Consider the following 21500-nt stretch of genomic DNA (forward strand, 5'->3'; position numbering starts at 1 on the left):
AACTCTATCTCTAAATCGTGGCTCGGCTGTTAAATAAGAAGGACTTTATGAAGCAAAACCTGATTGGTGAATCACCTGCTTTTCTCGCTGTACTAGATAAAGTATCACAACTTGCACCCATTGAGCGCCCTGTCCTCATCATTGGTGAACGAGGTACGGGTAAAGAACTCATCGCTCAGCGTTTGCATTATTTATCAAGACGTTGGGATAAACCACTACTATCACTCAACTGTGCGACATTAAGCGAAGGGCTAATAGATTCCGAATTGTTTGGACATGAATCCGGCTCCTTCACGGGCTCTAAAGGTAAGCATAAAGGGCGTTTCGAGCGTGCCGAGGGCGGTACTTTGTTCCTTGACGAACTGGCAACCGCACCACTTTTAGTTCAAGAAAAGCTATTACGTGTCATTGAATATGGTGAATATGAGCGAGTTGGCGGTCATACCGCTCTCAATGCGGATGTTCGACTTGTTTGTGCAACCAATGCCGACCTACCAAAATTGGCAGAGCAAGGTGATTTTCGTGCAGATCTGCTCGACAGGCTAGCCTTCGATGTCATTATGTTACCGCCTCTTCGCGAGCGCAAAGAAGACATTCTCTCTTTAGCAGAGCACTACGCGATGAAAATGTGTCGTGAACTGCAACTGGAATACTTTGTCGGTTTTACCCCAAAAGCGCAGCAGTCGCTTATTGAATATGAATGGCCCGGTAACGTCCGCGAACTAAAAAACGTGATTGAACGTGCTATTTACCAACATGGTCTCAATGCCGATCCAATTGATGAACTGATTTTCAATCCTTTTGAAACAGTTTGGAATAACACGCTTGGTCATAATGCCGAGCAAGGCGAGCAGCAGCAAGAAGAGGAAGCATCAAGCAACACCATCCAATTCCCTCTAGACTATAAACAATGGCAAGAGGAACAAGATATCCATTTACTCAATCGTGCATTGGAAGAAGCCAAGTTTAATCAACGACAAGCAGCCGAGCTACTTGGCTTGAGCTATCACCAATTACGAGGGATGGTTAGAAAATATGGTTTGGTCGGACAAAGCTAACTTGACCGAGAGTACTCAATCAATACACGAGCTCGTGACTGCGCTCTAATTCGCATGCATTTATGGCATAACACCTTACAGTGTATGGATTTTATGTTTGGAGCGAGTTCACAAAGGTGATAAATTAGCGAGATCATTTTCGCTTGTTAGCTTTGAAAGAGTAAGATCAAACGAAACGAGCAAGATCCAATGAACATTTCATATTATGAATGCTTTTATAAGATTATCGCTGAGCCTTATTGGGATTAGCCTACTGACCGCTTGTGGCGATGAAATTGACCACAATGATATTCGCAAAGCTGGCTTTGTGTTTTGCGGACAGGGTAAGCCGACCACGTTTAACCCTCAGCTTATTGATAGCGGTATTACCGCAGAGGCTCTGAGCCCGCAGCTGTACGATACGCTGCTCACGCTCGATCCTAAATCACATCAGCCCGTGGCAAGCATCGCCGAGAGTTGGTCAGTAAATAAATCAGGGACGGAATACACGTTTAAGCTTAAACGTGGTGTTAAATTCCAAACCACGCCTTGGTTCACACCCACTCGCCCATTGAATGCAAAAGATGTGGTATTTAGCTTCAAGCGAATCATCGATGTAGACCATCCTTTTCACCAAGTAGGTGGTGGTTTTTATCCATGGTTTGCAGGGTTAGATTTTCAAAGCCTACTCCAAGACGTGGTTGCAATAGATGAGCATACGGTAAGGTTTACGTTATCTCAGCCAAACTTTTCTTTCTTGGCCAATATTGCCACCAGCCATGCGGTTATCTTGTCTGCGGAGTATGGACAGCAATTGGCAGCAAAAGATCATAAAGAAGAAATCGACCAACTTCCTATCGGTACCGGCCCTTATCAATTAAAAGAGTACCAAGTGAACGATTTGATTCGATTAGAGCGTCATTCTAATTACTGGAAGTCACCAGCAAAAATGGAACAAGTGGTGTTCGATATCTCTCACAGAGGCACGGGTACATTAGCTAAACTTTTAAGAAACGAGTGTGACGTACTCTCTTCACCTATTTCGAGCCAAATACCTGTCATTCAAGAAAATGACAACCTTGAGCTGACGGCTACACCAGCTAACAACGTTTCCTTTATTGCGATAAACACAGAAACCACCGCGCTGAGTGATGCTCGAGTTCGCCAAGCACTTAACTTAGCGATTAACCGTCAGAACATTTTAGATTCGGTTTACTACGGAACTGGCTCGCAAGCTTATACATTGCTACCGCCTAATTCATGGGCCTATCAAAAGGACAGCGTAAAAATTCGTTATGACCGTAACTATGCATTAGCACTACTCCGTGATGCAGGCTATGAAGACGGTCTAGAGCTGACTATGTGGGTACCACTTGAACCACGCGCCTTTAACCCAAGCCCTCGTAAGACTGCGGAGTTAATCCAAGCGAATTTTGCCGATATTGGGGTTAAATTAACGCTACTGACCGATGATAGGTTTGAACGTGTGGATTTGGAGAACATCAACGATATCGATTTACTTTTAACTGGTTGGATTGGTGATACCGGGGATCCTGACAACTTTTTCCGCCCTTTATTATCTTGCGAGTCTGACCGCGTTGGCCTTAACGTGTCCATGTGGTGTAACGATGACTTCGATTTCTTGCTCGATTTGGCGTTAGAAACTCAAGAACCGCGTTACCGTTTGAACCTATATCGCCAAGCACAGAACATTTTGAATCAAGAGTTCCCGGTTATTCCTCTGGCGCATGGCGTGCAGTTCCGTGTGCACGACAAATCGCTGACAGGCTTCAAATCAAGCCCTTTCAATGCCCAACCGTTTGATAGAGTTGAGAGAATTCACTGATGTTTTGGTATACCGTTCGACGCTTTAACCTATTTATCATCACTTTGATGATCCTTACATTAGTGGGTTTTTCTCTGCTTCGCCTTGACCCTCTCTCGCACTGGGCAAACGTTGATTTTTGGTCTGGTTGGCAAACTTACTTAATCAACCTTTCTCAGCTTGATTTTGGTATAAGTAAAAACGGCAACGCGATTTATGACGAGCTCGCCGTCGTATTCCCTGCCACTTTGGAACTGTGCTTTTTTGCCTTTTTGGTGTCCCTTTTGATCGGTATTCCACTTGGAACCGTGGCTGGGATGAAGCAAGGTAAATGGCTCGACACCAGCATTTCATTCATGTCGATGTCTGGTTATTCCGCCCCAATTTTTTGGGTAGCTCTGCTACTTATCATGGTCTTTTCATTGGAATACCAACTCTTTCCCGTTGCGGGACGGTATGATTTACTTTACGAAATTGATCATGTAACCGGGTTTGCCATTATCGACGCATTCATGGCGAAAGGCGAATACCGCGCTCACGCACTGCAAAGCGTTATTGAGCATATGGTACTGCCATGTTTGGTGCTCGCTTTGGCTCCAACCACCCAGGTTGTCGGACTAATGCGCTCCTCGGTAGCGGAAGTGATGAGCCAAAACTACATCCGTGCAGCGAGAATCAAAGGTCTTTCGAACCGCGAAATCGTAACTCAACATGTATTGCGGAATGCGATACCGCCTATCATTCCCAAAGTTGGTGTTCAACTTTCGAGTATGATTACCTTAGCTATCATCACGGAGTCTATTTTTAACTGGCCAGGTATTGGTCGTTGGCTTTTAGATGCGCTAGCAAGCCAAGACTATGCATCTATCCAAGCTGGCGTGATGGTACTTGCGACTTTGGTTCTTACCGCTAACATACTCTCGGATTTGATTGGCGCGATGATTAACCCTTTAGTTCGAAAGGAATGGTATGCTAACAAATAACGTTTATCAGGAAGAGCGCATTCCAACACAGTTTGAGCGTTTTTGGCGAAGCTACCGCGCCAACGGACTAGCCATGTTTGGCTTGTGGTGCTTGGTGTTTATCGTCCTTATTACCATTTTTGCGCCCCTACTTGCACCATTTGACGCCCAAGCACAGTCAGGTGAGTTGCTTGTGCCGCCATCATGGGCCCCTGCAGGAACGGTTGATTACTTTTTGGGGACCGATGACTTAGGTAGAGATATTCTTTCGCGCCTGATTATGGGCTCTCAGCTAACATTTGGCGCTGCTGTCGCCATCACCGCAATTGCTGCCGTTGTAGGCTGTTTAATTGGCGTATTGGCAGGTATGACGAAAGGCTTACTGTCGAGTACTCTCAACCACTTGCTCGATACCGCCATGTCTATCCCGTCGCTCTTATTAGCAATCATTTTTGTAGCATTTCTCGGCTTTGGTGGGTTCAATATTTTACTCGCAATCTGCTTGGCATTGATTCCGCGTTTTATTCGCTCTGTTTATATCGCAGTCCACACCGAAGTTGAAAAAGACTACATAATGGCGGCACGCCTTGATGGCGCTAATGATTTCTACTTACTGTGGAGTTCAATTCTTCCTAACATTCTGACGGTCATTGCCGCTGAAATCACACTCGCGCTGTCTGCTGCGATTTTAGATATTACGGCACTGGGTTTTCTTGGCCTAGGTGCACAGGCCCCAAGCACCGAGTGGGGAGCAATATTAGGTGACTCTGTCGAGCTTATTTATATTGCACCTTGGACAGTGACCCTACCCGGCCTGACCATCATGTTTACTGTTATTACCCTAAACTTAGTAGGTGAAGGTGTACGTCAAGCGCTTAATGCGGGGATCGAATAATGCCGTTGTTAGATATTCGACATTTGACCATTGAGATCGAAACACCTCAAGGGTTGGTCAAAGCCGTTGACCGAATGAGCCTAACTTTGAACGAAGGCGAAATTCGTGGTCTTGTAGGTGAGTCTGGCTCTGGAAAAAGCTTAGTTGCAAAAGCGATTGTCGGTGTGAGTAAAGATAACTGGCGCATCACCGCTGACCGTATGCGCCTTGGCAATATTGACTTGCTTCAGCTTACGCCAAAAGAGCGTCGGCGCGTCATTGCTCGTGATATTGCGATGATTTTCCAAGAGCCTTCAACTTGTCTTGACCCTTCAGAGGAAGTCGGGCGTCAATTGATTGAATCCATTCCATCTCGCGCATTTGAAGGGAAATGGTGGGAGCGATTTAAATGGCGTAAAAAACAAGCCATCGCGCTTTTGCATAAAGTGGGTATTAAAGATCACAAGCGTTTAATGGGTAGCTACCCTTATGAACTGACTGATGGTGAGTGTCAAAAGGTCATGATTGCCATGGCGATTGCGACCAAACCTAAATTGCTGATCGCAGATGAACCAACCAACGACTTAGACCCGATTACCCAATCGCAAATTTTGCGTCTGTTGAGCCGCATGAACCAACTTAATAACACAACCATTCTGCTTATCGGCCACGACTTAGCGACCATAACACAGTGGGCAGGGCGTATTACGGTAATGTATTGTGGTCAGTCGGTGGAGTCTGCCGATACCAGTAAAATCATTGCGGCACCCAAGCACCCGTACACCGATGCCTTGCTTAAAGCGATGCCTGACTTTAATGATTGGGTACCACACAAGCAAAAACTCCAATCCCTACCGGGCTCGATTCCGCCATTGCAGCATCTGCCTATCGGTTGTCGCCTCGGACCACGTTGCCCATATGCGCAGAAACAATGTGTAGAAATTCCACACACCAGACGAATTAAGAATCATAAATTTAACTGCCACTTTCCATTGAACACGGAGAAAAAGTCATGAGTGCGTTACTTGAAGTCGATAATTTATCGAAGCAATTTGTTACGCGCTCCCGTCTGTTCAAACGTCAGGTTAATGAGGCAGTTAAACCGGTAAGCTTTACTTTAGAGCCAGGACAAACTATTGGTTTTATTGGTCAAAACGGGTCAGGAAAATCCACACTAGCTCGTATGCTTGCTGGCGTTGTTGAACCAAGCTCCGGAGAGATCCGTGTGAATGGCGAACGATTGGAGCACAAAGATTACGCGACACGCTGCAAGCTCATCCGCATGATTTTCCAAGATCCAAACACATCGTTAAACCCACGAATCCAGATTGGTCGTATTTTAGAAGGTCCGCTAAAGCGAAATACCAACATGCCGCCAGATGCGCGCATGCAGCGTGTAAAGAACACCCTACTCCGCGTAGGATTGCTGCCTGAGCACGCCTATTTTTATCCACAAATGCTAGCTGCCGGTCAAAAACAGCGCGTGTGTTTGGCTCGTGCACTTATTCTTCAACCTTCCATCATTGTCGCTGATGAGGCGTTAAACGGTTTGGATATGGCAATGCGCTCGCAGATCATTAACTTATTCCTCGAGTTGCAAGAAGAGATGGGATTGTCATTTGTGTACGTGTCTCAGCATATTGGCATTGTTAAGCATATTACTGATAAAGTGATGGTGATGCATGAAGGTGAAGTGGTCGAGTTTGGCGAGACCAACCAAGTACTGACTCATCCCGAGCATCCTATTACTCAACGACTAGTCGAAAGCCACTTTTATAAAGCGCCAAGCCATCAAACAAAATAGCTTATCAAAGATGTAATCGTTCAAATGTAAAGAAGCCTGCTTTAACGCAGGCTTCTTTATTGCATGGGTACTAATCAAAGAACTAACGGCGGCTCGCTTGTTTGCGCAGTTCAAAATCAAACTCGTCAGGAAACAATACGACCCCTTCTTCATTTTGATTTGGGAATACAACAATCGATAGCTCGTCATCCTCTAGACCAGAGGTCCAACGGCTGTGCCACTTGTTTAAAGAGATCGCCTCAGGCTCGCAATCTTCCCAATCACCATTCGCCCATTGCAAAGCAAACTCTTCGTTTGGCCATACTGGTACACAATCATCATCTTCTGTATTTAACATGACACAGCCATGTTCGTCTTTCAGAATCCAAACCTTACGATTCGCCACAATCTCTTTTACGCAATACTTTAAACGTTGCTCTTCGTTGTAGCGATTAATGGTATCCATCTGCTCTTGGGTCAGTTGCTCAGACATATTCGTCTCCTATTTCCCATAGAAAAATGCCCGCAGCTAGGCGGGCATTTAAAGTATATGCTAGAAAATTAAGCTAGCTCAGTTTGAAGCCAAGGCCAACCTTGCTTCTTACGGCTTAGCGTGTTTTCCATCATTAGCATGCCGTCTTTTTCGTGCTTAACAAGCTTCTCAGCCCACTCACCTTTGTATAGAAGACGAGTTTGAGCAGTCGTGATGTCTGTTAGCATTACAGCAGCGAACGCTAGGTTATCTTTCTCACAACGAGATTCTAGGTCTGCTTCTAGTGCTTCGATCATACCGTCAACTTGCTCAAGAGTTGCAAGTTCAACCTGACCAACCACTACGTCACGACCGTTGAATGGGTAACCTTTAAGGTCTTTCTCAACAAGCTCAGCCGCTGATAGACCTTCGATGTTTGTTTTAGCAATTAGAAGATCTTTAGTGAACGCGTCAACATCTTGTACGTCTGCGATTGCCGCTAGTTCAGCAACGGCATCTTTGTCTTTTTGTGTACAAGTTGGAGAAGCAAAACCTACTGTGTCAGATAGAATTGCTGACATCATTAGCTTAGCAATTTGTGGAGTAATCGCGTGACCTTCAATCTTGAACATGTTGAATAGAACAGTGTTGGTACAACCAACAGGCCAGATCCATGCTTCCATTGGGTTTACTGTCATCACGTCACCTAGACGGTGGTGGTCAACAATACCCGCAATTTCAGCTTCTGCGATATCGTCTGGTGCTTGTGCTAGATCTGAGTAATCTACTAGCCAAACGGTCTCACCCGCAACTGATGTGCGAAGCTCAGGAACTTCAGCGCCAGCAACTTCTAGGATGTGCTGAGTTTCACGGTTGATTTCGCCTTGGCGAATTGGCATAGCTTCAACGCCACGCGCTTTTAGAAGTTCAGTTGCAACGAGTGCACTACAAATACTGTCACTGTCTGGGTTCTTATGACCTACAACTAGAATCATGTTTCTTCCTATTCAAGTCAATTTTATACGCCGCCTAATACAGTTAATTAGGGCGTGTTTGCTCACAAAGGCCGATACTTTACCTGATTTCAGAGAGTTTGACACGAAGAAAAGTTCACAATGCTATTGCGAATAAATCTCATTTACATATAATGATAATTATTCCTATTTGCATTTGAGTAAACGATGAACGCGACCCAATTATTACACTCTGCACAACAGTTGTTTCAGCCTACTCAGTTTCGTTTAGCTTATAAGCGATTGCTGATCCCTATCGTCATGCTCATTTTGCTAGGCAATGAAAATACACGTGACGTAGCCGTACAGACGCTATCCGACTCATTCTGGGCAGTGTCATGCTATGTTGCTGCCACATTGGCTATTTATCATTATCTTTCAAACTTTATGTCGAAAACCAATCGAATTACCGAGCTCTACCATCGCTCGCGTAATCATCAGGTTTTCTTTGCTTCTTTATTGGGTGCTTTGCCTGGCTGTGGTGGCGCTATTGTTGTGACAACGCAATTTATTAGTGGCCGAGTGGGATTTGGTGCGATTGTCGCGGTACTTACTTCAACAATGGGTGACGCTGCCTTTTTACTTCTGGCCGCCAAACCAAGTGTTGGATTAGGCGTGGTTGGATTAGGCATTATCGTGGGTACTCTTTCAGGGTTAGTCGTTAATGCTTTTCATGCTGATAACTTTCTGCGACCAGAACCAAAAGAAGCACCTCAGACACATGCTTGTTGCCAACACCAGACAGACCGACACACGCCTCTTGAACAACGTGCAATCAATCTACAAGGCGCATTTTGGAAATGGCTTATTGTGCCTGCTAGTGTCGTTGCTGTGTTAATGTCTTTCCAAATAGATATTAATCAGTTGCTATCTTTGAAAGCCAACACCATTGAATGGCTGGGCGCTATCTTCGCGGTGATCACAATGTCATTATGGGCGATGACCAAAGAACTTGGCGATTATCAGTCAACGGTCTCTGAAGATGAAAAAATCGTGGACTCACACCCGATTCAAAAAGCAGCACAAGATACGAATTTCGTCAGTGCTTGGGTGATCGTTGCTTTTCTGGCGTTTGAGCTGACAACCTATTTTTCTGGACTCGACCTTGTAGAAACCTTTTCTCATTGGGGAATTTGGATGCCATTAGCTGGCCTAGCCATTGGTATGTTGCCTGGTTGCGGACCGCAAATTTTAGTCACTAGCCTATACATTTCTGGTGCAGCGCCACTTTCTGCGCAACTGGCCAATGCGATTTCTAACGATGGTGACGCCCTATTCCCCGCCATTGCAATGGCACCGAAAGCTGCTTTGGTCGCGACTATTTATTCGTCCATTCCTGCGTTTATTGTTGGATACGGGTATTACTTTTTATTCGAGTTCTAACGCCCAGAGCATCAAAACGAGAAAGGAGCCGCAATAGGCTCCTTTCTTGATCTTGGTATTGGGCGATTTACTTCACGTTATGCTGTAACGATCGCTTTCGCATTGAGCCCTTTATCCACGCTCACCATTAACAACTGGCAAGGTTCTTGGTTTAGCTTTTCCCCTGTCCAGTAATCATACCAGTCCACCGGTTGATCAGACGTCAGCGTAAATTCCATCGCTCCGTAACTCGCATAATTAAACAAACAATGGAGGTCATTCTTCGTCGTTAGTTTTAAAAACGCGTGATTTAAACTCAAAGCGGTAAACTTTGCAGATTGTTGGTTACGTTGTTGACGTAACATGAGCTTAGACAGTGTCTTCTTAGCAAACGGTGTAATCTCAGGGAGCGGGTCACCAGACAGCAGCAAACCACCACTCGCTAATAACACCGTGCGATGAAATTCATACTCTTCTCTGGATGCAGATTGATTAGCTAATGAAGTGAACGTGGCGCAATCCGGGTCAATTTGCCACAGTTTTCGGTGCTGCCAACTACGGTAAAAGGTTTCTTTGGCTATCTGTTCGAATCGACGACTATGACGCTCTACATCGTCAGAAACACGCATTGCATCCACAAGCCCCAGAGATGGCCACATTGGCGCGTTGCAACCTAAAAGCCACGCATCACCAGCGCCTTTGGCAATCGCTTCCATACCCATGCGGTAGGCTTCTACACCGGTGACACCCGATTGGCTTCGTTTACCTTTTAACGTGCCCCAGTAGTTTGCGTCTAATTTGAATAGCTCAACGCCCCACTCTTGACGCATAACAGAGACCACATGAGTTAGGTGATCTTGCACTTCAGGGTTTGAAGTATCGAGAATGTACCAAGGCGTGCATCGCCAACCACCGTATGTGACATCTTCTGCTTTAAGTAAGCTTCCATCTTTGTGGCGAACAAACCAATCTGGATGCTGTTTGAAGATCTCCGACTCAGGCTGAGCAATAAAGGGCGCCATCCAAATCGCCGGCTTTTTGCCTTTTGCACGGATACTATGAATGAGCTCTTTTACGCCACCAGAAAACTTATCTGATGGGGTTAACCAATCGCCCATAAAGGCTTGATAGCCATCATCCAGAAGTACCCACTCCAGGTCTTCGAGCTTATCTTGCATGCAATCAACGTTCTGCATGATGTTTTGCTCTGTCACGTCTGCGTAGTACGCGTACCACGAACACCAACCAACAGGCGCATCTTGTGTCACACCTTGGCGAACAGGATGATGCTTTGCAATCATCTCGCCATAGGTTTGATAAAGCTCGGACAGCGATTGACCACAGAGTACCGCCACGGATTCAAGTTGATTACTTTCCCAATCCGCCACTTGAGTCAACTCACCATCAATTGCGGCTGATAAAACCCAATGCCCATCACGCAGCACAACATCAAAATAGCCTGCAAAGCGATGACATGATGTGAAGCCAAATAATGTGTAGCCCGCTGAACCTTCCACCACTAAATAGTTGTAATAACGCTTAGGTGCATTTTTAGGGTAGATTCGATAAGAAGGATTATTGTCTGGGCAGCGACCAATATCAACGGGGTGATTGATCGTTCCCGCCGTTTGCGCCAACATTTGAAAACCATCCCCAATTACGTTGGCCTCGTGCTCGTACAAAAACGGCATTTCGAATAACACTTCACGGTCCGTAAAGGTTTTATTGTGAAGGCCAGCAAAAGAAAAATGTAATTGATTACCCTCGACTTCAACTTGGAAGTCATTGTTATTCACAGTGATCTCAGTGTGATTTGCTAATTGAATGCTCTGAGCCATAAAGAGTCTACTCACTTAATTATTATTGTTTAGCTTGGCGCATTATCTCCTGCTTGTCTCACCCAATTCGTTACCATCATCACGAATACCAGTCTCGTTTAACGTTATGAAGTTACTATTGAGACAACGCTCACTGAAATTTTGATAAAAAAATACCAGCCCTGAGGCTGGTATTTGGATTTATGCAAACTGCACTAATTAAGCAACTTCGATCGGACCACCAAATGAAGTGACTGGCGGCACTTTACCTGTGAACTTCTCGAAGTCTACGATACATGTGTTCGCAGAAGTCGCCTGTGCAAGCTCAGAAGAACCGATGTCTTGCGTTAGGGTGTTAGGATCACCGTAGGTACAGATTGCGCCTTCTTTCTCGTTTAGAGGACCGTACCATGCACCTTCTTCGATACGAATAACGCCACGTGGGTAGCTGTCAGTCAAAACAGCACCAGCTAACAGCTGACCACGACCGTTGAATACACGTACCAAATCACCATCTTTGATACCTTTTGCTTTGGCATCCGCTGGGTTGATGTAAACCGGCTCACGACCTTGTACCGCGTAAGTCGCGCGGAACTCTTCAGACTCACACATTTGAGAGTGCAGACGCTTGTCTGGGTGACAAGACTGCAACCAGAATGGGTATTTGTCTGAACCAGGGCCACCGTGTGAACGCTCTGATTTTTCGAACCACATTGGGTGCTCTTGACAGTGTTCGTAACCGTAACGGCCGATCTTACGTGATGTAATCTCGATGAAGCCAGACGGTGTACCTAGAGGGTTAAGCTCAGGGTCTTTACGGAAGTCCGCGTGACGAACCCAAGGTTTACCTTCACCGAAGTCTAGTACGCTCTTCTCCCAGAACTCATTGAATTCTGGCATTTCGAACTTACCTTCGTTCGCTTTCTTACAATCGTTGTATAGGCTTTCGATCCACTCCATCTCGCTCATACCACGAGTGTATTCTTCGCGGCGACCAAAACGCTGAGTTAGTTCACTCATGATTTGGAAGTCAGGCTTAGATTGGAACAATGGATCGACGAGACGATGCATCGCGATCAGACCTTTGTTCGAGTATGAACCGTACACGTCGATGTCGTTACGTTCCCATTGCGTACACGCAGGTAGAACGATGTCAGAGAAACGACATGTTGCAGTCCAAGCAAACTCGATCGTTACAACCGTTTGAAGTTTGCGGAACGCTTTCTTCATGCGGTTACGATCTTGATGGTGGTGCCATGGGTTACAACCCGAGATAACCATCATCTTGAAGTCTGGCAGTTTCACTTTACCGCCGTTGTAGTTGATCTCTTTGCCAGGTTCTAGCAGACAGTCGATCCAACGTGCAACTGGGATAGTACGACTGTAACCGTTAAAGTCGTTGTTGTCCCACTTCGGTTTCATACCTTGGTCAAGGTTACGAGGGAAACCACCAGGGCCCGCGAAACCAGTAGAAGGCACACCGATACTTGAGTAATGGTGACCGTAAGAGATACCACCGCCAGGTAGACCGATTTGACCAACCATTGCAGCAACCACAGCCGCTGCCCAGTATGGCTGCTCACCGTGCTCTTGACGCTGGATACACCAACCCATCAGGATCTGTGTACGACCGCTGACTAGCATGCGTGCGAATTCACGGATCTTGTCCGCTTTCACGCCACAAATCGCTGCTGCCCATTCAGGCGTCTTCTCTACTTTGTCTTTTGTCTTACCTTGAACGTATTGAATGAACTCTTCAAAGCCTAGACAGTAAGTATCAATGAATTTCTTATCGTACAGGTTTTCGTTGTACAACACGTGTGCCACAGCGAGCATGAACGCTACGTCTGTCAGCGGGTTGATGTACAAGTGATCGTTCTCTAAGTAGCGCTGAGTTTTGTTCTTCACTGGGTCTACAGATAGAACGTTGATCTCACCTTTCGCCACTTTTTCTTTTAGTTGTGCAAGGTACTTAAACGACTCATGCGTTTCACAGTTCCAACCTACTTGAAGGTTTTTCACTGGGTCGTTAGCCCAAAGAACGATGTTGTCAGAGTTTTCTAGGATCTCAGACCAAGACGTACCTTGTGCGTACACTTCGGTTGAACCTAGCACGTACGGCATAATGGTTTGACCTGCACCCGTCGAGTAGTCACCTACTTTAGTGATGAAGTTGCCATGCATACCTACTGCACGTTGCATGTGCGCAGTACAGTTGTTGAATGAACCCGTTTGGTTCCAACCTGTTTGACCTGCATGCAGCGCCCATGGGCCGTAGTCTTTTTGAATACGTTCTAGTTCGCGATAAAACAAATCTAGCGCTTCATCCCAAGTTACTCGGATGAAACGGTTGTTACCGCGAGTATCTGCGCTGTATTTGTGTTTCTTCAACCAATCTAGACGAACCATTGGGTAACGAACACGTGAAGGGCTGTAGATAATACCCTTAATGCCGTTCAACATTTCTGTTGGGTTTTTGTCTAGCTCTAGCGGCTTGATCTCTTGAACTTTACCCGCGTAGATGTGGGCGCGGAACGCGCCCCAGTGAGAACCGGTTACTTTCCAAGTACCTGTCGTCTCAACGGCATTTGCAGAGGCGGACGCCAATAAGCTAGGACCAATTACTGACGCTGCACTTGTGGTTGCTACACCTTTAAGAAAACTTCTTCGTGTAATAGCCATTTAAAATTACTCCAATCCGACGCTTATTAGTGGTGACCTTCAGCATAATCTGAAGAGTGTTTCTGTAGATACTTCAAGATCAGTGCTTCACTGTCTGTATCTAGGTTAACGAACGCCAACATACCGTCGAACATACCTGGCCAGGTGTTCGCGTCGAAGTGCGCTTCCGCAGGTTGAGTGTGACATACAGAACAATTGGTCTTGTAGGCTTCACGAGATTTTTCCCAAACAGGATTGATGTCGTTCAGCATAGACTCTTTCTTAATCCATACTTTCGCCGCTACTTTTTCCCAAGGAAGGCCTGTTAGCTCATCCACTTTTTTCTCACCAGTCGTCACAATGTTGCTGTCTGTTGCTGCTTCTTTCATCAGAGACGCAGTCGCAATGTTCTTACCGAAGTCTTCTTGAATTACACGACCAAAACCTTTTGCTTTGCGCCAACCGTCAATTTCGATCTCAACAAACTCGCCTTTGTCTTCAAGAACTTTAACGGTCGATGCAGGATTAAGAAGACCAGCTTCTTTACTGCCTTGCGCATCAAAGTAAATTGGTAGGTGACGAACGCTCACGAGTTGCTGACCAACGCCGTAATCCGTGTTAGAAGTCATACCCTCTAGATCACCCACGATACCGCCAATGCTGTCCATGCCTGCTGGTAGGTTGTGCGCAATACCCTTGTGACAGTCAACACAGCTTTGATCTTTCTCAGCGGCTTGCTTCATTTGGATACGAGCCGTAGGAGACATTTGCTCGAAATCCATCGATTCGTAGTTGTGACAGTTTTTACACTCCAGAGATTTGTTTGCCGAGAAACGATCCCATTCGTGTTTAGCAAGTTCGATACGACGCTCTTCGAACACACCCGGTTCGTCGTAGTTGCCAAATACTTGTGCAAATACTTCTTTAGAAGCTTGCATCTTACGAGCGATCTTATCTGTCCAGTTATGTGGAACGTGACAATCAGGACAGGTAGCACGAACACCAGAGTGGTTTTTCCAGTGCACCGTTTCTTGTAGCTCAACGTACACGTTGTCACGCATTGTGTGACAACTAATACAGAATTCTTCTGTGTTGGTTGCTTCTAGAGCGGTGTTAAAGCCACCCCAAAAGATAACACCAGCAATAAAGCCGCCCATAGTCAGCACACCTAGGCTGATATGTACAGCTGGGCGCGTCATGGTACGCCACAGTTTAATGATTAATGATTTCATTATTTGCTCTCTTAAAATCTTTTCAAAAGTGTGGTTATGAGCTCACTGGCTTACATGCCGTGCGCGCCTGGAGGTCCAAAGAAGAAGACTTGCAACATCCAAACGATGAACCCGTAGCCGCCAACAAAGGCCACACTCAGAATTGGGAAGAGAACAACTGCAATGAAGAGGAACGACTTCCACTCCAGGGAGCGTTTTTCACCACTCTCAATTTTATTAACATCACTCATACATTTGCCTATTTTGTATCTAGTGTTATTGAAAAGCCCGCGTAACCAAGCTTAAGTTTTTTACAATCTCTAATGGAAAATGTTAGACCATACTAATAGTAGGGTTCAATCAAATAAGCGACCTCAGACCTTGTAATTCAACACTTTTTTGAGCTCATCCAGAGATATGATGGATTGATGTTATTTATTAAAAAACATGAACAGATGTGACAAAATAAGTCTTTTAAGGAGTTGTTAAATAACCAACATTTAAGAAACATCGATCACATTTAAATCGTAATTACCATGCCATAAATCGACTTAAAAACTCCGAAAAAGATATCCACTTGTAAACAGAATGCTGCGTATTAATGTCTAAAATAGCACTCAAGGTTTACTTTAAGAACAGCAAAAAGTGCACATAGTGGTTCATATAAAAGGGAGGCTTAGATACAATTATTCGCGTATTTTCAAGGAGCGATTATGGATAACGTGGTGGATATAAGCTGGGTCAAACTGGCACTGTTTGGTTTGATTTTATTGGTCCCCTTCTTTATCAATGCCCGCTACAAATTAGGGATAGCAAAAGACACCATAATCAGTGTTATCCGAATGACACTTCAGCTCATATTGATTGGCGTGTATTTAGAATATCTTTTTCAATTAAACAGCTTACTTGTCAATATACTTTGGCTTGCCATCATGCTACTGATTGGTGCCAGCTCAATTGCGGGAAAAGCTCACTTACCTAAAAAGCCACTTATGCTTCCGCTACTAACGGGCCTTACCTGTGGTCTAATACCACTTCTGATAGCAATTACAGCAGGCCTAGTGCAACCATCCCCTATTTACAATGCGCAGTACATGATCCCACTTGCTGGTATGTTATTGGGTAACAGCTTGAGTAGTAATATCATCGCTCTTCAGAATTTGTTTACGGCTTTTGAGCAGAGACAAGCAGAATATGAGGCTGCAATCTCACTTGGAGCCTCTCCTCGCTACGCATCCTTCCCCCTTCATTCAAGAGGCTCTTAGAAAGTCCCTTGCCCCGACTTTAGCTTCTATGGCCACTACAGGACTGGTTACCTTACCGGGTATGATGACCGGTCAAATTCTAGGTGGCGCGAGCCCGATGGTTGCGATTAAATACCAGTTAGTAATTATGCTGGCTATTTTCGTCATGTTGAGTGCCTCCGTAACCATAACGTTAGAAATGACATTGCGCTGGGTACAAACCAAAGAAGGCCGAATCAAGATAAAAATCGAGCAACCCGAATCGACCAAAACTCACGGTTAGTTGGCGCTTGTGGGTAAAGCCCGTTAAACAACTTATGGTGCCAAGTCGAACGTACTTATAACTGAATAACTCAACTATTCTTCGAGCACTCATCAAGACGCTTTCAGATGAAAAGTCAGGCAGAATTATTTTTGATATAAGCCTCTAATTTTATGAAATTTTCTTTGCAAGTTTAGATACGCACGACCTTTGATACAGGTTATCCACAGAAAATGTGGATAAGCCCCCAAAACCCATACGCAACCAGAAACATAGCAACATAAGTAATCAATCGAATCGTCATGCATTGATCACGTGACTGACATGTTCTAATTTTAGAGTAAAGGCAGTGACCACAAACTTGGAGAGACGTACATGGATGTCTTAATGATCAAAGAAAATTACGATGAACTCCTGTCCGATGCACCTCTGGATTGGCTCGTTCAAGAACCAAAGGAAGTAACTTCTCATTGGCTCCCAACCGATTTTGGTATCAACGAAGAGTTGATTTAGCATGACTCGACTTATTTGACATTTGCAGAGACAAATAAAAAGAAAGGCGAACCACCTGGTTCGCCTTTCTTGTGATCTTCTAAACTTATCGCAAATGGTTATCTTCATCGCGTAGATAAATCATCCAATACCACATGCCAACAAATACGCCACCACCAATAATGTTTCCTATCGTAACAGGAATTAGGTTGTTTACGATGAACCCCATCATGTTTAAGTCCGCGTAGTTTGCAATATCTGCCCCTGTCACTTGCCAAAACGCTTCTGGCGCAAAGTACTTAATACCAATCGCCATAGGTACTTGGAACATGTTCGCAATACAGTGCTCAAAACCTGCCGACACGAACATAGCCACAGGCAAAATCATGACCGCTATTTTATCTGTCAATGTTCGCCCACTAAACGTCATCCAAACTGCAATACAAACTAATACGTTACACATAATGCCAAGCGCAACAGCAGCAAAGAAACCATGATGTAATTTGTGTTGGGAGATCGCCATCGCGTTAAGACCAACTTGGCCATGATCAAACATATATTGCTTGGTAACTAGCATACAGGCCACAAGCAAAATGGCCCCAACCATATTGCCAAAGTAAACCACCAACCAGTTTTTGATAAGTGCTTGCCAAGAGATTTTTCCACTCGCACGCGCAACTAGTGTCAGCACAGAGCTAGTGAAAAGCTCGCCGCCAGTAACCACCACCAAAATCAAACCAAGGCTAAATGCCAGACCACCAATGAGTCGTGTAATGCCCCAAGGCAGCTCGCCTGCGCCTGTCGTTACTGTGGTATAGAAGATGAAAGCAATACCAATATGAAGCCCCGCAGAAATGGCGAGCAGAAAAGATTTGATTGGAGCTTTCGTTGCTTTGCCTACCCCCACTTCAGCCGCGCGTTCCGCAGCTTGTGGCGGTAATAGTGAGTCAAACTGATTAAAGTTCATTCTGGTGTAACATTTAGAAACATTTAAAGAGGCGCGGATAATCACTCTATTTCCCTATTTTTTCAAGTGCTATTTGGCGTGTTTACTAAAATCGTTGTTATTGGGAGATCAAGCAATAAATAGCGCCTATCATTCGCTACCGTAAGTATCATTGATACTTAACAAGTATTCGGCCTTTCGAACAAAGATCCTGCGTTATATCAGCCTGATAGCGCCATACTTAACACTTCTTGTCGTTGAATGTTGCCCAACGCTACTTTTCAGACTAGCTTGGTAAAAAAAGCGCAAAGGAATCATTTATGAAATATTCAGCTGAACATATCGCCGAATTGAATCTACTTCTTCAGTTCGACCTAAGTAGTGCTGCAACTGGTATTAAAGTTCATACAGACGCGTCAGAAGAAATGCAGGCAGCCGTTGCTCGTCTATATAAGAAGCAACTTTGTACACAGCCTGACGGTGGTTATCTAACAGACGAAGGCATTGAAGTTGCAGAACATGCAGATAAGATTTTAAGAGTTTTGTCTGTGTAATTTGAACAAAAAACGCCACCGAACTCGGTGGCGTTTTTTAGTCCTATATTTTTCCTGTCGATGCCTGTGGCAATAATCGCTTTTTCATTTTGCTAAATGGTTGAACCTTGTCATACAACCAGTTAAAACCAGTGGCATAAAATAGGAAGAAAACGAGGAAGCCGGCTTCCAGCATTAGAGCTTGAAGAAGCGTAATTTCTAAGAACCAGGTAATCACAGGTAGAGAGATAAAGATCAATCCTCCCTCGAAACCAATAGTGTGTCCAAGCCGCATCGCTAAACTTCGCTCAGCTCGATTGCCACCAAACCACTTATCAAAGTACAAGTTGTAGATGTAGTTCCATATCACGGTATACATACTCAACCCGACCCCAACTAACGCGAGATCACTAGAGCCCTTTCCAGTGATCAATGAAGCCGCTGGTACAATAATCGCGAGTGCGATTAACTCAAAAAGTACTGCATGAAAAATTCGTTCGTTACGAGTCATATTTCTCTATCCAAATAGTTCTACTCAATGCTTAGAACTTTATCTATTATTTAGATAACCAAAAGTTAGATACCATCGGTTTAAGCGATATGTTTACCATCGAACAACTGCAAGCTTTCATTGCTACATCAGAAGCAGGATCATTTTCAGGAGCAGCTAGAAAACTGGGGCGAGCTCAATCTGTAGTGAGCCAGCACATCATGAATATGGAGATCGACTGTGGTGTTGAGCTTTTCGATCGATCAGGCAGGTACCCTAAATTAACAGAGAATGGCCTCGCGCTCGTACCTTATGCACAAGCAACAATCAGCCAACTCGACCGCCTAAACAATAGGGCATCACAGCTCTTTTCCACGCCAACGAACAAATTAGTCTTAGCTATTGATGAAGGGATTCCTCTGACTCGCTTGCCGGATGTGCTAAAGAAGTTAGAGCAACGCTTTCCACACTTACAAGTTGAATGCTTAACGGCATCAAGCCCTGATATCATTGAATTGGTTAAGTCGGAACGCGCCACGACTGGGATTATTTTGAGTGATTTACAAATGCCAAGACACATCGATTTCACCAATCTTGGCAATATTGCATTTGATGTCTATGTCTCTTCAACACATCCTTTAGCAAAGCAGCAAATCACTCACATTGATCAACTAAAACAACATCGTCAATTGGTCATACGATCCAAAAGTGCAGAGCCATGTGGTCTCAATCAAGCATTTAGCCCAGATATCTGGTACGCTGATAACTACTATATTTTGTTGGAATTGGCGAATAAAGGGTTTGGTTGGTGCTTTCTACCACAGCATTTAGTCGCGTATTCACCTAATACATTAAAAAAAGTTGGGGATGATTTCACAAAACTGGCTTGGCAAGTCAATGTTGACCTTATTCAGCACCAGAAATGGCATTCAGATCCTCTCCATCAACAAGCCAAAGCAGAACTGCTCAACCTATTCGGGCAGACATAAGTAAGTAGGAAGACCCAAATGGCAAATACATTGATCGTAGGTGCAGGCTGGCTCGGAACTCCGCTAGCAGAAACATTGATGAAAGATGGACACTATGTTGTTGTCACTCGTCGTAGCCAAACTCGATTAAAAGAGTTACCCACCTCATTAACTCACTCCGCATTGTTCGATTTCAATCAATTGAACGCCACAGCACGGCTAGATGAGCTGCTCAAACAGCATCAAATTACGCACGTTATCGGTGCTTTTCCTCCAGGATTTCGTAAAGGACGCGGTCAAGAATATGCACAGCAATGGCAAATACTTGCCAACGCAGCTAAGCAAAACAACGTTGAAAAACTTCTCATGATCAGCTCTACAACGGTTTACCCTAACCTTGCTTCCGATATGGAAGAAGCTGACGCGTCAATCTCTTTAGCAGCCGAAAGCCCTTATTTCTCTGACAATGCACGTATTATGCTTCAAGCAGAGCAGCATGTTATCGACTCGAATATTAGCTTTGTTATTCTACGTTGTAGCGGATTAATCGGGCCAGATAGACACCCATCTCGCTTTGCAGCAAGGCTTCAACAAGTTAGTCGTAAAGCACCAGCTAATATGCTTCATCAAGATGATGCTGTCTCGGCTGCGAAATTTGCCTTAGGCAACTTAAGCAACCAAGTCATTAATGTTACGACACCTCATACTGTCAGCAAGGCTGAGTTCTACCAAGCTGCCATAAACAAAATCGGAAGTGAGATACCTCTTCCACCCGTCACAGAGCAAGCTGACAAGCGTATTCTTGCTGACAAACTACTCTCACTTGGTTATCGATTTCACTTCAATTCAACTTTGGATGCGTTATGAGACTCTATAGACATATAGAAACGCTTTGGGATTACATGCAACTTAAACATGAACTGAAGCCTGCGGGCTGTTTGTTTGTGATGTGCAGTAATGATGTGCGTGTAGCGGAGCACGCTGCCAAGCTCTACCACCAAAAGTTGGCACCTTTGATTGTATTTTCAGGGGGTGAAGGTCGCTTCACAGATGGACTGTTTGAAAAAAGCGAAGCAGAAACCTTTGCCGAGATTGCAAAGTTGTCGGGCGTTCCAAGCAAAGCAATTTTGCTCGAGACTAAATCCACAAACAGCGGAGAAAACGTCCGCTTTACTGAGCAACGATTAAAAGAGGAAGGAAAACAATGTTCCTCGTTTATTCTGGTACAAAAACCGTTTATGGAGCGTAGAGCAATCGCGACATTTGAAAAACAGTGGCAGTCACCCTACACTCAGCTCCAAGTAAGCTCTGCGGCTCTTCCATTTTTTGAATACATTAATGAAGACATGCCATTAATGATGGTGCTAGAAGCACTAATGGAAGATTTCTCTCGCGTAAAAAGCTATCCAGAGAAAGGATTTCAAACCGAGCAGAACATCCCTCAGCAAGTCGAATCTTCTTACCAGGTTTTACTCGAGCGGTTTGGTTTTGACTTAGTCTAACTTTTTCTAACCGACAACAAAAAGCCACCAAGTTCGGTGGCTTTTA

At 44.7% G+C, this 21500-nt stretch carries 20 protein-coding genes and 1 pseudogene; 13 read left to right on the plus strand and 8 right to left on the minus strand.

Features of this window, described 5'->3' with window-relative positions; translation table 11 throughout:
• Nucleotides 1-47 precede the first annotated feature (47 nt).
• From pspF to R7E78_RS14825, 6 genes are all read left to right on the plus strand, one after another.
• Complete coding sequence (gene pspF / locus R7E78_RS14800) at nucleotides 48-1058, plus strand: phage shock protein operon transcriptional activator (protein ID WP_318057998.1); 1011 nt, start codon at nucleotides 48-50, stop codon at nucleotides 1056-1058.
• Nucleotides 1059-1263: 205 nt separating this feature from the next.
• A complete protein-coding gene (gene sapA / locus R7E78_RS14805) occupies nucleotides 1264-2883 on the plus strand; it encodes an ABC transporter substrate-binding protein SapA (RefSeq protein ID WP_213905299.1) in 1620 nt (539 codons plus the stop codon).
• Nucleotides 2883-3845, plus strand: coding sequence for an ABC transporter permease (locus tag R7E78_RS14810; RefSeq protein ID WP_005378122.1), 963 nt, complete (start codon nucleotides 2883-2885; stop codon nucleotides 3843-3845). Before sapA ends, R7E78_RS14810 begins: the two co-directional genes overlap by 1 nt.
• Nucleotides 3832-4719 carry an ABC transporter permease subunit gene (locus tag R7E78_RS14815; protein WP_318057999.1) on the plus strand — a complete coding sequence of 296 codons (888 nt, stop codon included), beginning with the start codon at nucleotides 3832-3834 and terminating at the stop codon, nucleotides 4717-4719. The genes R7E78_RS14810 and R7E78_RS14815 overlap by 14 nt, the downstream gene beginning before the upstream one ends.
• Nucleotides 4719-5714, plus strand: coding sequence for an oligopeptide/dipeptide ABC transporter ATP-binding protein (locus R7E78_RS14820; RefSeq protein ID WP_005378126.1), 996 nt, complete (start codon nucleotides 4719-4721; stop codon nucleotides 5712-5714). The genes R7E78_RS14815 and R7E78_RS14820 overlap by 1 nt, the downstream gene beginning before the upstream one ends.
• Nucleotides 5711-6502, plus strand: a complete 792-nt coding sequence (locus R7E78_RS14825) for an ATP-binding cassette domain-containing protein (RefSeq protein ID WP_005393308.1) — start codon at nucleotides 5711-5713, stop codon at nucleotides 6500-6502. The genes R7E78_RS14820 and R7E78_RS14825 overlap by 4 nt, the downstream gene beginning before the upstream one ends.
• An 82-nt stretch (nucleotides 6503-6584) precedes the next feature.
• Here the strand turns inward: R7E78_RS14825 and R7E78_RS14830 are convergent, their stop codons facing one another.
• Nucleotides 6585-6974, minus strand: a complete 390-nt coding sequence (locus tag R7E78_RS14830) for a DUF2750 domain-containing protein (RefSeq protein WP_005378129.1) — start codon at nucleotides 6972-6974, stop codon at nucleotides 6585-6587.
• Nucleotides 6975-7042: 68 nt separating this feature from the next.
• Nucleotides 7043-7948, minus strand: a complete 906-nt coding sequence (locus R7E78_RS14835; RefSeq protein WP_017634678.1) for a manganese-dependent inorganic pyrophosphatase — start codon at nucleotides 7946-7948, stop codon at nucleotides 7043-7045.
• A gap of 186 nt (nucleotides 7949-8134) precedes the next feature.
• On the opposite strand from R7E78_RS14835, the gene R7E78_RS14840 reads away from it, so the two are divergent.
• Entirely contained in the window at nucleotides 8135-9349 is a 1215-nt protein-coding gene (locus R7E78_RS14840; protein ID WP_005378133.1) for a putative manganese transporter, read from the plus strand.
• A 77-nt stretch (nucleotides 9350-9426) separates the two neighbouring features.
• Here the strand turns inward: R7E78_RS14840 and R7E78_RS14845 are convergent, their stop codons facing one another.
• The 4 genes from R7E78_RS14845 to torE form a co-directional block, all read right to left on the minus strand.
• The gene (locus R7E78_RS14845; protein WP_053303207.1) at nucleotides 9427-11166 is read right to left on the minus strand and encodes a glycoside hydrolase family 36 protein; all 1740 of its coding nucleotides are present in this window, start codon (nucleotides 11164-11166) and stop codon (nucleotides 9427-9429) included.
• A gap of 198 nt (nucleotides 11167-11364) precedes the next feature.
• Nucleotides 11365-13827 carry a trimethylamine-N-oxide reductase TorA gene (gene torA, locus R7E78_RS14850; RefSeq protein ID WP_005378138.1) on the minus strand — a complete coding sequence of 821 codons (2463 nt, stop codon included), beginning with the start codon at nucleotides 13825-13827 and terminating at the stop codon, nucleotides 11365-11367.
• A 26-nt stretch (nucleotides 13828-13853) separates the two neighbouring features.
• On the minus strand, nucleotides 13854-15038 hold the full coding sequence (torC, locus tag R7E78_RS14855; RefSeq protein ID WP_005378139.1) for a pentaheme c-type cytochrome TorC: 1185 nt from the start codon (nucleotides 15036-15038) through the stop codon (nucleotides 13854-13856).
• A gap of 50 nt (nucleotides 15039-15088) precedes the next feature.
• The gene (torE, locus tag R7E78_RS14860) at nucleotides 15089-15268 is read right to left on the minus strand and encodes a trimethylamine N-oxide reductase system protein TorE (protein ID WP_005378141.1); all 180 of its coding nucleotides are present in this window, start codon (nucleotides 15266-15268) and stop codon (nucleotides 15089-15091) included.
• Nucleotides 15269-15730: 462 nt separating this feature from the next.
• On the opposite strand from torE, the pseudogene R7E78_RS14865 reads away from it, so the two are divergent.
• Nucleotides 15731-16544 (plus strand): annotated as a pseudogene (locus tag R7E78_RS14865) (ABC transporter permease).
• Between the two features lie 366 nt (nucleotides 16545-16910).
• Nucleotides 16911-17036, plus strand: coding sequence for a hypothetical protein (locus R7E78_RS14870; protein ID WP_254903806.1), 126 nt, complete (start codon nucleotides 16911-16913; stop codon nucleotides 17034-17036).
• A gap of 85 nt (nucleotides 17037-17121) precedes the next feature.
• Here R7E78_RS14870 and focA read toward each other — a convergent pair whose 3' ends face one another.
• Complete coding sequence (gene focA, locus R7E78_RS14875; RefSeq protein ID WP_258515129.1) at nucleotides 17122-17982, minus strand: formate transporter FocA; 861 nt, start codon at nucleotides 17980-17982, stop codon at nucleotides 17122-17124.
• A 299-nt stretch (nucleotides 17983-18281) separates the two neighbouring features.
• Here focA and R7E78_RS14880 point away from each other — a divergent pair, with 299 nt between their 5' ends.
• Nucleotides 18282-18515, plus strand: coding sequence for a TIGR02647 family protein (locus R7E78_RS14880; protein ID WP_005387662.1), 234 nt, complete (start codon nucleotides 18282-18284; stop codon nucleotides 18513-18515).
• A 43-nt stretch (nucleotides 18516-18558) separates the two neighbouring features.
• On the opposite strand, the gene R7E78_RS14885 is transcribed toward R7E78_RS14880, so the two are convergent.
• Nucleotides 18559-19005 (minus strand): PACE efflux transporter, encoded by a 447-nt coding sequence (locus tag R7E78_RS14885; RefSeq protein ID WP_318058000.1) that lies wholly within the window; start codon nucleotides 19003-19005, stop codon nucleotides 18559-18561.
• A gap of 89 nt (nucleotides 19006-19094) precedes the next feature.
• Between R7E78_RS14885 and R7E78_RS14890 the strand changes: the two genes are divergently transcribed.
• Genes R7E78_RS14890 through R7E78_RS14900 form a run of 3 tightly spaced genes read left to right on the plus strand, consistent with a single transcriptional unit; the run spans nucleotide 19095 to nucleotide 21454 of the window.
• Nucleotides 19095-19973 carry a LysR family transcriptional regulator gene (locus R7E78_RS14890; protein WP_005378151.1) on the plus strand — a complete coding sequence of 293 codons (879 nt, stop codon included), beginning with the start codon at nucleotides 19095-19097 and terminating at the stop codon, nucleotides 19971-19973.
• Between the two features lie 18 nt (nucleotides 19974-19991).
• Nucleotides 19992-20819: an NAD-dependent epimerase/dehydratase family protein gene (locus R7E78_RS14895; RefSeq protein WP_017634682.1), complete on the plus strand. Its 828-nt coding sequence runs from the start codon at nucleotides 19992-19994 to the stop codon at nucleotides 20817-20819.
• Entirely contained in the window at nucleotides 20816-21454 is a 639-nt protein-coding gene (locus R7E78_RS14900) for a YdcF family protein (protein WP_318058001.1), read from the plus strand. Before R7E78_RS14895 ends, R7E78_RS14900 begins: the two co-directional genes overlap by 4 nt.
• Nucleotides 21455-21500 lie beyond the last annotated feature (46 nt).

It is taken from the genome of Vibrio sp. YT-19(2023), assembly GCF_033337395.1.